Here is an 11,298-nt window from a genome sequence, read left to right as displayed (position 1 = left end):
GTTGTCGTCCCGTCCTGGATGAGTTGATTCCAACCGTCGACCTGCCTGGTCAATGGGTAGCGAATGACCATGACGCACTGCTAGCCGATGGCGTTGGCGGGGGTGAGTTCGTGGGGATACCTCAGGGATGGAGTACGTTTGCCATGGTTCAGCGGTACGCGCATCTGGCGCCAGAGCACCTAGCGGAACATGCCAGCCGGATTGAGGTCGGGCTGAAGGTGACCGACCTTAACCACCAGAAAATCTGACGCAATAACCATTCCGCACATTTTCCGGCACACAGACGTTGGCGAAAATAAAAAAGCGGCATCGGAAGACCGATAACCGCTTGATTATTCTCTAAAATTTTGCGCGCCCGGAGAGATTCGAACTCCCTACCACCTGGTTCGTAGTTAGGTAACGCTAAGTCCAGTAAAATTCATTAAAAACCATATAAGCAATAAAAAACAAATAGATACTACATTCTTTTTGCCTCGCGCCGTCCACTAAAGTCCACTATAATTCCGTCAGAGCCACCTTTAAGGTGGGGGTAAAAGCGGGGGTAAAAATTTACCCCCGCTCGGAACCACGGGACCAAGAAGAGGCGCCGCGATGGGCAAGCTGACGGTCAAGCAACTGGAGTCCCTCACGGCTGATGACGTTGGGCGGAAGCTGTTCGATGGCGAGGGGCTGTATGGTCGGGTCCGGGCGCAGAAGACCGGGGTCGTGGTCACGTTCGAATATCGGTTCAAACAGCAGGGCCGGACGCGGACCGCGGCTTGCGGTAAGTGGCCGAATGAATCGCTGAAGGGCATCCGCAAGACGCGCGACGAGAAGCAGGCATTGGTGGATGCCGGTAGCGATCCGGTCGAGCAAGGCCGGGTGGAGAAGCTACGCAAGCAGGTCGAGGAGGCACAGGCGGTCGAGCGCCATCAGGCGGAGTTGGCCCGCATGGCGGCTGAAAACGCGGCGCGACGGACCTTCAAGGATGCGATGAGCCAGTGGGAAAGGGCGGAACTGTCGCGGCGTAAGGATGGCGGCAAGGAATCCATGCGCGCGATCGAGAAGGACATTCTTCCAGTCCTGGGCGAGGTGGCGCTGGTTGACCTCAAGCGATCCATGTTGGTGGATGTGCTCGACGGCGTGGTCGATCGCGGCGCGCGGGTGATGGCTAATCATCTGTTCGGCGATCTGCGTCAGTTTTTCAACTTCGCGCTGGCGCGGGAATGGGTCGACGCACACCCGCTGGCGGGGTTGACCAAGGAGAAGATCGGCGGGCGGCAGAAGGAGCGGGAGCGCTATCTGTCCGAGGAGGAGATCATTGATCTGAAGCAGCGCCTTCCGTCGGCGAATCTGCTGCACACGACGGAGTTGTCCATCTGGATCATGCTCTCGACCTGCTGCCGGGTGGGCGAGCTATCGCAAGCTAGATGGGCGGATCTGGACATCGATAAAGGCGAGTGGTCCATCCCGGCCGGCAACAGCAAGAACGCCAAGGAGCACACCGTCTATCTTTCCGACTTTGCCAAGACGCAGTTCCAGGCGCTGAAGACCCTGACCGGCGATTCGGATTGGTGTCTTCCGTCCCGAGACGGCATGGACCATATCTGTCTGAAATCCATCTCCAAGCAAATCAAAGACCGCGTGCGCGATGAGCCGCTCTCCAACCGGACCAAGGCCACGGGGGCGTTGCTGCTATCTGGTGGGGCCTGGACGCCTCACGATCTGCGCCGCACCGGCGCGACCATGATGGGCGAGTTGGGCGTGATCGGCGAAGTCATCGAGCGCTGTCTAAACCATGTCGAGCAGAATAAGCTCAAGCGGATCTATCAGCGCCATGAGTTGAAGACCGAGCAGCGGGATGCCTGGCGGCGGCTTGGGGACCGGCTCGCGCTGCTGTTGGCGGCTGACGAACAGGAGAACGTCATCATCGGCCGGTTCGCCAAAACCGCTTGAACCAGATTGCGCGAGGGACTATCTTTTCTCGCAACACGGCCCCTTCAGGTCAAACCGCTTCGGCGGGGAGATCGCGAAGGGGTTTTTTATTGCCTTGCCGTCATGCTCGTCCAGTGTCGTTCCCAATCCGTCGGTGCGCCCATGCCAGCGAGATTCAGATCAAGATGCGTTAGATCGGGAAAGTCCCCGAGATGATCTCGCAGCCGAGTCGGCCAAGTCGAACTCGGATGCACGACAGTCAGCAGATGCCGGGCGATGCAGAGCAGGAGATAGCAACGGGCTCGGGCGTGGGAATCCTGCTCGAAGTAAGCAACCCAAGGTACCTCGGCGGCTGACGGGAGCCGGGGCTGGTCGACGATGTTGCGGTTCCACAGGCGGCTGTGGTGGGCGCAGACGTTGCGCAGATAGTTCAGGCCGCGCAGCCAGGTGGCGAAGATCCGGCCGTTGCGGATGCCGTATCTGGCCGAGATGGCATCCTGCTCTTGCTCGCGCATGCCGTCGTAGAGTCGGGACATGGTGCCGAAGTCCCACACCTCGCAGGCCACCCAGATCGCGAGGGGCAGGCCGTACTTGGTCTTGTTGTGGCGGACGAACTCTTCCTTCGATTCGTTGATCAGCCGGGCGTGCTTGCCCAGCCATTCGTGATGCCGTGTGACGCCCTTGCTGTTGTGGAGCTGTTGGCTGAAATCCGGATGGAAGAGCGCGGGGTCAAGGTAAGCGAAGCGGTCGATCTTGCCTAGGGTATGGGAAATATCGACCCTCAGCGCGATCTCGATGCGTTCTAGCGCGTCCAGCGCCAGCAGTCGCAGCTTCTTGTCGAACACGTAGAGCTTGACGGCGCTTTCGAAGGTTGCGCCGGCTCGAAACGCATCGAGGGCGATGGTCTCGACCTTGTTGGGCCTGGCGGGTTTGCCACCATGCTCTCCCAGCAGCGTCAGCGGTCCCGACCGCTCCCGAAAGGGAAACCAGTAGCCGCTCAAGCGGTAGTAGCCGATGCGCTGTAAACACTCCAATGCTTTGGGGCGATCCGTGACAATCAAGCCACGGGAGATCAATAGGTCCAGTTGCTCATTGTGGCTTTTCCATGGCTTGGAATAAGCCATCGCGCTAGTCCTCCGCCTCTGAGCGGTAGATATCCTGGAAATTGTCGAACAGCTCACGGATTGGGACGGCTTCGGCGTGAGTGTCGAATGCGCTGACATCGAAGGCGAGGCAGGCGTCGATGTCCTTGCGGGAGAAGTAATGCGCGTGGATCAGGACGGCGTCGATCTGGTCCTTGGGGAGTGAGTACTCCCATCCTTCGGGGTCGGCGTTCTGCTCCAGGAAGGTGCGCAGGCAGTCGTGCAGCACCGGGGTCATGCGGCTTTGGATGCTTTCGACCTCGGTGAGCACCTCTCCGATATGGTCGTCGATGTCCTGCTGGCTGGCGAAGCTGACGGTGGCGCAAGGGTGGGCAATCTTGTTGCGCTTCTTGAGAAAGCGGGCGTATTCGCCGATCTGCTCATTGGTGCATCCAAGCAGCTTGAGGAAACGAAAGACGCCGGAATCCCCCTTGAGAATCTCAGTGAACCGGAATGGGCTGTCCGCCTTCATCAACTTGTTCTCCACCTCGTTCGCATAGCCCACCATCGCCCGATCGAAATCCGCGCTGCGGGCAGCACGGATCTGCCAGACGGAGAAGCAGACGAAGCTCATGTAGAGCAGGTGGAAGGCGAGATTGGCGAACTCGTACTTCTCGGCGCTGTAGTTGGTCTCGAAGGCGTCCCAGAGGAAGCGGATATAGGCTTCCTCTTCGTGGTTGGCGTAGGAGATAGGCAGATAGTCGTGAATCCGCAGTGCCTCGTCCATGGCAATCTCCCTAGATCAAACGGTCGAAGACGGGTTGCAAGTCGGCTGGTTGGGGCAATTTGCGCAGGATCTTCTTCCGCCTCTCTCCTTCTTCCATTTGGCCCAACGTCGCGTTCAGGGTCGGATTGACGACATTCTTCCAGAACACCTTGCCATGCAACCAGTGGGCGAATTGCGCGTCTGGCGGCGCGGCCTCGGCGGCGGCCAACCGCGTCTGGAAATCGACGAAGATCCGATCGGGATCGAGCAAGGCATCCCACTCCCCCAGAATGCGCCTGATCTCGCTATCGTCCTGAGCGGTGGTGACGCTCTTCGCCGAGGCAAGCGCCTCCTTGAAGCCCAGGGCGCGCAGGCCTGACCAGAGTGGCGTCACCACCTTCCAGAGTGCGCCATGTCGCCGATAGTCGGGAAGCTGGTTCTCGATCGTCGCGCGAAAGGTCGCCTCGCCGCCGACCAGGGACGCTTGGCGGGCTAGCGGTATCGCCTGCCACAGCTCGGCCGGATCGATCAGATAGTTCTCCAGGCAGAAACGAGGCAGAACCATCAGGTTCGGCAATTCCGCCTGCCACTGCATGATGACAGCCTCGTCCCATTCATCGCGATCAACTAACCCGAGCCAGCCCGATTCTTGCCGAAGGATTTCAACCACGCTTTTCTTTCCGCCGACTTGCGCCAAGACCCATCGCCGATCCCAGTCCGCGACAAAGCGACGCAGCAAGATCTCAAACGCCTGTTGATCGGTTGTCCCCTCGATCAAGACGGCTCTCTTTTCCTGCACGCCGATGAGTTGCTCTTTGATCTCTTTCCGGCTGTATCCCTTAGCCATCAGCGACTCTCCAGCAGAATGCGCCGCCCGAGCGCCTCGTAACGGCTCCACACTTCCGGGACGTGGGAGGTGATGATGAGCTGGCCGTCACGGTCGGCGACCATCTTCTCCAACTGGGCCAGGAAGCCCGCGATCAGCGACGGATGCAGATAGAGGTCGGGCTCGTCGATCAGGGCGATGCCGCCAGGCTCCAGCCAGCGGTTGATGAGATAGAGCTGGATCAGGACCTGATGCTCGCCGGCGCTCAGCTCGTCGATGCCGTGGATGGTGCCGCTGCCGTCCTTGAGTCTGATCCGAAGGCGGTTCTCTCCGAGCCTCACGTCGGTCAGGATCTCTTTGCCGCTGAGAAAGGCGTTCATGTCCCGGATCAGGTCATAGAAGCGACGCGGGGCCGCCGACTTCATCGCCAGCAGCGACGCCTCCAACTGGCCGTCCCACTGCTCGGAGACGCGGTAGCTGGTGAGCCAGCGCTGTTGCGGACTCTCGGGGCGAATCTCGCCGAGACCGCGCCTGGGGCTGATCCAGCGGCGCTCCTCGGCATCGAGAAAGAGCATATTGGGCGATTCGCTCTTGTCGGCGGAGACCAGCATCTTTTGGCGCGCCTCGGTCCAGCGGTCGAGCCATTGGGCATCGCCAACGGGCCAGAGCAGCTTGCGTGCTGGCGCGCCGGGCTTGCCGGTGCGCACCACGCACTCGCCGACCAAGGCATGATCGGGATAGGTTTGCCCCAACTGGTCGGCAAACTCCTTGATGCCAAAGAGCAGCACGGCCGGCGGAGCGGAAAAGGGCAGATCCTCCAGCACCAGCGCCATGCCGCCCCAGCGTTGCAGCCACTCCCGTTCCTGGCTCGCCTTCGGCAACGTCTTGCGGTGATGCAGCCAGTGACCGAAGGCGCTCCAGAGCATCGCCACGGCCCGCAGAACCGACGACTTGCCGCAGCCGTTGGGGCCGCTGAAGAGGATGTTGGGCGTGATCTCGCCGCTCCAGTCGTCCTTGAAGTCGAACGCCTGAGAGCGGAGAGGGCCGGCCTCGTGGGTGTGGATAGCGCGGAGCTTCATTCTGGCGCCTTTTTTGTTAACCACGAAAAACACGAAAGGCAGGAAAAGGGGGTTATTGGGGTGGGGATCATGCGGATTCTCCCCAAACGCGGTCGATGGTCTGTTTGATTTTTTCCTCGAAGCGGCGGATGAGATCTTTGTTGGCGTCGACCAGGCGTTGCTCGGCTTCAAGCTCAGTCACGATTGCGTGTTGAGTTTCAAGAGAAGGGAGCGGTACAGGAGTGCGCTCGACGATGCCTTGATTGATTTTCGGCATGCTCCCCGCCGCGCCTGATGCGCTTCTCTTCATGTAGTCACGAACAGGGGCACTTTGTAGAACTGTCAACAGGTAGCGGGTCAATATCTTTGATTCATCTGCCCGGACACGAATCATCAGATCCGGATAGATGTAATTCGGCTCGTCCACATCGAAAAGCGCTGCCGTTCCCACCAATTCCGCCGTGTTACCTCTTTGAAGATAGATGTCTCCTTGACGGCATCGGCAAGGCGCATCCTCTGGGATGGCCTCATCCAGGTATTTGATCTTTGACAAGTTCAAGCTACCCGAAGTCGTTGCGCTCAGGGACAAGACCTTTAGATCCGTAACGCGGTCAACAGGCTTTCCCGAATAGCCGTTCTTGGGCTTCCCATCAATCACAGTCTCGAGGTCGACGATCGGCCAGTCGGGGCGAATTGGGATGCGAGGCTGGTAGTTCTCGACCACCTGACGGGCACCGTCGATGATCTTCTGATACCCCTCGATCTCCGCCACGATCTCCTTCTGAACTTCCAACGGTGGAAGCGGGACTCGGTAGTCATTAAAGAAATTCGAATGAAAGCTCTGGACCGTTACGCCCGGCTTGATTCCTTTTTCTAAAATTTCGCTAGCATTCCCTTTCAGCATCCAGAATAGGTATTCAGTTATTAACCGATTTGAAATTGAAACAAATGCCTTGATGTCTTGATTAAAGCACATCGGCTTCATCGTGATTGCTATTGGCAGCGAATGCTTCAAGATCCCGGATCTGACGACACACAACAAGGTTCCAGCATCTACTAACGAGGTAGCGCTGCTCTCGATTGCCGCTTCCGTCACATGGTCCTCGGTGTCGACCAGAAAATCAGACTTCATGTCTTTTGGAGATGCCCATGGAATCGAACCAGACCAATAGTCCTGATTTTCCTTGGATGGTGTGCCCCCGCTGAGGAATTTAACAAGTTGACCCAAAGGAATCATCGGCCAAGCAGATGAAACGACTTCCTGCCTTCCATATCTGTCTCCACTCAAATTCCATTCGCCACTCTCTCCAATCCGCTCCCGACTTACCGCCAGCACATTCCCTCGCTCGGCCACCTCTCCCCGTTGCAGAAACGCCTTCACGATCCGCACCGCTTCGGGCAGGTCATTCTTGTCGATGGGCCGTCGCTGTGCTCCCAGGTTGAAGCCATCGTTCTCGATCTTGACGAACAGCACCTCGTCGCGCTGCTTGGCGAGCCGTTTGTCCATGACCAGGATGGAGGTCTTGACGCCGCTGTAGGGATTGAAGACCCCGGCGGGCAGGGAGATGACTGCCACCAGGTAGCTCTTCACCAGCATCTTGCGCAGATCCCTGTAGGCGGTCTGGCTCTGGAAGATGATGCCCTCTGGCACGACCACGGCGGCGCGGCCGTTCGGAGTCAGGTGCTCGGCGATGTAGTCGACGAAGAGCACCTCGGAGCGCTTGGACTGCACCGAGAAACGCGTGTGCGGCTTGATGCCGCCCTTCGGCGACATAAACGGCGGATTGGCGAGGATGACGTCGGCCAACTCAGTCCACTTCTCTTCCGACGTGAGGGTGTCGTACTCCTCGATGTGCGGGTCGGTGAAGCCGTGTAAATACAGATTGACCAGCGAGAGGCGAACCATGTCTGGCGAGATGTCGTAGCCGGAGATGTTGGCGGCGAGTCGCCTGCGATCGTCCGGGGTGAGCCGGTCGCCGCTGTAGCGCAAGGGATTGTCGAGTGGGATCTCCGTCATGGGGATCCCTTTCTCGTCGTAGGCCTTACGGTCCTGCTGCTCTCGGTAGCCCTGGCTGTTGTGCTTGAGGATGTGCTTGTAGGAGGAGATGAGGAAGCCCGCCGTGCCGCAGGCGAGGTCGAGAATGGTCTCGTCCTTCTTCGGATCGATGATCTCGACCATGAAGTCGATGATATGGCGCGGGGTGCGGAACTGACCGGCATCGCCCTGGCTGCCCAGCACCGAGAGTAGGTACTCGAAGGCGTCGCCCAGACGCTCGGAGTGGTCATAGGTGAAGGTGTTGATCTCCTTCAGGAAGATCCGCAGGGTCTCGGGATCGCGGTAGGGCAGAAAGGCGTTGCGGAAGATGTCGCGGAACAGTGCCGGAATACCGGGGTTCTCGTTCATCCGCTGGATCGCCTCGGCGTAGAGCGTCAGCACCTCGAAGCCACCCAGGCCGGGCGCCATCAGCCTGGACCAGCCGTATTTGGCGAACTCGCCGGTGAAGAAGCTGCGGCGACCGCCCAACTCCTCGGCCTCGGCGTCCATATCGTCCATGAACTTGTAGATCAGGGCGATGGTGATCTGCTCGACCTGGGACTTGGGGTCGGGCACCTTGCCGACCAGGATGTCACGACAGGTGTCGATGCGGCGTTTGGTATCTGTATCTAGCATTCTTCATTCTCTTTAACCACGAAAAACACGAAAACACACGAAATTCAATTCGATTAAATAATTTTTTCGTGCTTTTCGTGCCTTTCATGTTGTTCGTGGTTCATCCCCATCACATGAATTGGTTCAGGGACAGGTAGTCCTTGATGTACTCGGGGATGCGGCCGCGCCACTCTTGGGGTACCGCCTTGAAGTCGGCCATGCTGAAGCTGGGGTTGACGTTCAGGTCGGTGAAACGCTTGTGCTCGATGATGTCGCGCAGGCGGCCGTCGGTGGCGTAAGCCTTGAAATAGTTCTTGAGCGCGACGATGGCGTCGGTGTGCCGCTCCAACTCCTCGGGGGAGAGGTCGAGCAGGAGCTTGTCGAATTCGTCTTCCAGCATCTCGTCCTTGGACTTAAAGGCGGAAATGAGGCCGAAGACCTTTTCCAGGATCTCGCGCAGCGTCAGGCGGCGATCCACGCCAGCGGCACGGCGCAGCTTGTCGAGGTTGAAGTAGTCCTTGGGCTTGTCGAACAGGTGGGCATGCACGTACTCCGCAGCCTGATCCCAACGTTCGGATTCGATCAGCGACTTGAGGGTTTCGTCTTCCTTGGCCGTCTCCTCGAACCGGCTGAAGAACATACGGTCGACCTTCATGCCTTCCTCGCCGATCTGGGTCTCGCCGAAGGAGGCGATCAGATCGGTGCCGCTGTGCTCGTACATTCCTCCCGGCGGTGGTGGCGGCGGCGGTGGCTCCGGTCCTTCTCCTCCTTCTTCGCCCGGTCGGGGGCGCGGTAGATGCAGGACCTCGTCGTAGTTGAATGTCTCCTCGAAGTATTCGCAGACGGCAAAAAAGTCGAAGAGCTTGTATTGGGTCTTCTCCTTGCGGCCAATCTGCTCCTTCAGTTCAGGGTCGAAGAGCTGCTCGATGAAGTTGTGCTTGCGCGTGCCGCGCCCCTTGATCTGGACGAAGTCCTGGGGCCAGAAGATCGGGCGCATGAGGGCCAGATTCAGGATGTCCGGGCAATCGTAGCCGGTGGTCATCATGCCGACGGTCACGCAGACCCGCGCCTTGCTGGTGCGGTAGCTCTCCATGAAGTTGGCGGAGCCCAGCAGGTTGTTGTTGGTGAAGTTGATGGTGTACTGCTGTGCTTCGGGGATCAGCGAGGTGACTTGCACGGCGAAGTCGGATTGGTACTTGCCGTGGAACATCCGGTCGGCCAACTCATTGAGGATCTGGGTCAGCTTGGCGGCGTGGTTCTGGCTGACGGCAAAAACGAGAGTCTTGCCAAGCTCGCCGCTGATAGGGTCGCGCAGGGCATGCCCGAGCACGGTTTCGCAGAAGAGGCGATTGGTAGCCTCTGAAAAGAACTTTTTCTCGAAGTGCTTCTGGTAGAAGGTCTGCTCGGCGCCCTCGTCGTCCTTGCCGACCGCGAGCACGGCATAGCCTTCGTCGGACAGCAGTTGGGTGGTGATGTCGGTCCGGGCATCCACCACCACGGGGTTGATCAGGCAGCCATCGCGCACGCCATCCAGCAACGAATAGCGGAAGGTGGGCTCGCCTGATTCGCAGCCGAAGGTACGGTAGGTATCCAGCAGTAAGCGCCGCTCCAGCTCGCGCGGGTCGCGGGTGGTGGCGCTATCGAACTTCTTGAGGTAGTCCTTGGGCGTGGCGGTCAGGCCCAGTTTGTAGCCGACGAAATACTCGAAGACGGCGCGGGCATTGCCGCCGATCGAGCGGTGGGCTTCGTCCGAGATCACCAGGTCGAAATCGGTGGGCGAAAAGAGGCGCTTGTATTTGTCGTTGAACAAGAGCGACTGCACCGTGGTAACGACAATCTCCGCATTGCGCCAGGCGTCGCGACGCTCCTTGTAAATAACCGAGGTGAAATCGTTTTTCAGCAGGAAGATGAAAGCCTTGTTGGCTTGGTCCTCCAGCTCCAGCCGGTCGACGAGGAAGAGTACCCGCTGAGCGTTGCCGGTGCGCAGGAATAGCTTGATGACAGCGGCAGCGGTGAGGGTCTTGCCGGTACCGGTCGCCATTTCAAAGAGAAAACGGCTCAGCCCCTCGGCCACGGCGTCCTGAATCGCCTGGACGGCGCGTTTCTGGTAGTCGCGCAGAAAGCGCAGGCGGTTCTTCTCGATGAAGGCTTGGCGCTCCTCGCTATTCTTCCAGCCGGCCTCGTCGGCGTAGCCGGGGAGCTGGGTCAGGACGATGTAGTCCTTCGCCACCATCTCCTTGATGAGCCGGTCGGGATTGGGCTGAAAGCGGTGGTAGCCCTTGATCGATTCCGGTGTGGGGAACCGGGTGATGATATGCGGGTTGCCCTGCTCCAGATCCCAGAAATAGTGCAGGTTACCGTTGGAGAGGATGACGAAGCGGCAGTTCTGCGATTTCGCGTACTTGCGGGCTTGCTCCTTGCCGATCAGCGGGTTCTTGTCTTCCGCCTTGGCCTCCAGCACCAGTAGCGGATAGCCCTTTTCATCGAGCAGCAGGAAGTCGACGAAGCCGTTGCTGATGCTCTCGAAGTTCTCGCCCAGAGCGTCGATCCGCTGCTTGGTCAGTTTGACGTTTGGCTCAAGGACCACGTTAGCCTTCTTGCCCTTTTCGTCGAAGAAACGCCAGCCGGAATCTTCCAGGAGCTTGTTGATCTTGATTCGGGCCTTCGCCTCTTTGGCTGCCATGATCTTGTTCTTCATCCCCTCGTGCGCGACTTACGGCTTGTTTTCCCGCCCCTTCAGACTGGACTGGCTACTTCTGTCTCAGCGACATCAACCCCTTGTAAGTTAGTTTTGTCCGGTTGTAGGTTTGTTTTACCCGTCTCAGACCGTAACCCCTCTGATTTCGAGATCGTGGGAGAGCTTGGGTCGATGCGGGGTTTTCCTCAACAACCCGAACAGTTGCCAGGGCGTAAAGCCCGATTCTGCAAGGCGGGGTATAGGGAGGGATGAGCATGCATTCTGAAACCTGTTGGGTTGGTGTAGACGTCTCGAAGTCAACCTT

The 11,298-nt window shown here is 58.8% G+C and carries 8 protein-coding genes and 1 pseudogene; 2 read left to right on the top strand and 7 right to left on the bottom strand.

The annotated features are described in order from the left end of the window. Both CKO27_RS24275 and CKO27_RS22300 read left to right on the top strand, forming a co-directional pair. Positions 1-248 (top strand): hypothetical protein (locus CKO27_RS24275; RefSeq protein WP_207281049.1); only part of this gene is annotated, 248 nt, incomplete at its 5' end. 343 nt (positions 249-591) lie between these two features. Next, on the top strand, positions 592-1,935 hold the full coding sequence (locus tag CKO27_RS22300; RefSeq protein WP_200377125.1) for a tyrosine-type recombinase/integrase: 1,344 nt from the start codon (positions 592-594) through the stop codon (positions 1,933-1,935). An 86-nt stretch (positions 1,936-2,021) separates the two neighbouring features. On the opposite strand, the gene CKO27_RS22295 is transcribed toward CKO27_RS22300, so the two are convergent. The 7 genes and pseudogenes from CKO27_RS22295 to CKO27_RS25470 all read right to left on the bottom strand — a co-directional run. Then, on the bottom strand, positions 2,022-3,038 hold the full coding sequence (locus CKO27_RS22295; RefSeq protein ID WP_200377124.1) for an Abi family protein: 1,017 nt from the start codon (positions 3,036-3,038) through the stop codon (positions 2,022-2,024). 4 nt (positions 3,039-3,042) lie between these two features. Then, entirely contained in the window at positions 3,043-3,783 is a 741-nt protein-coding gene (locus CKO27_RS22290; protein ID WP_200377123.1) for a hypothetical protein, read from the bottom strand. Between the two features lie 10 nt (positions 3,784-3,793). Next, entirely contained in the window at positions 3,794-4,609 is an 816-nt protein-coding gene (locus tag CKO27_RS22285; protein WP_200377122.1) for a DUF4435 domain-containing protein, read from the bottom strand. Continuing rightward, positions 4,609-5,667 (bottom strand): ATP-binding protein, encoded by a 1,059-nt coding sequence (locus tag CKO27_RS22280; RefSeq protein ID WP_200377121.1) that lies wholly within the window; start codon positions 5,665-5,667, stop codon positions 4,609-4,611. The genes CKO27_RS22285 and CKO27_RS22280 overlap by 1 nt, the downstream gene beginning before the upstream one ends. A 67-nt stretch (positions 5,668-5,734) precedes the next feature. After that, positions 5,735-8,317 carry an N-6 DNA methylase gene (locus CKO27_RS22275; protein ID WP_200377120.1) on the bottom strand — a complete coding sequence of 861 codons (2,583 nt, stop codon included), beginning with the start codon at positions 8,315-8,317 and terminating at the stop codon, positions 5,735-5,737. Positions 8,318-8,426: 109 nt separating this feature from the next. Continuing rightward, entirely contained in the window at positions 8,427-10,529 is a 2,103-nt protein-coding gene (locus CKO27_RS22270; protein ID WP_420825855.1) for a DEAD/DEAH box helicase family protein, read from the bottom strand. A 99-nt stretch (positions 10,530-10,628) separates the two neighbouring features. Then, positions 10,629-10,979, bottom strand: a pseudogene (locus CKO27_RS25470) (type I restriction enzyme HsdR N-terminal domain-containing protein); the annotation flags it as partial. Positions 10,980-11,298 lie beyond the last annotated feature (319 nt).

This window comes from Thiocystis violacea (assembly GCF_016583575.1).
Taxonomy (GTDB): Bacteria; Pseudomonadota; Gammaproteobacteria; order Chromatiales; family Chromatiaceae; genus Thiocystis; species Thiocystis violacea.
This window is presented reverse-complemented; position numbering and strand designations above follow the sequence as displayed.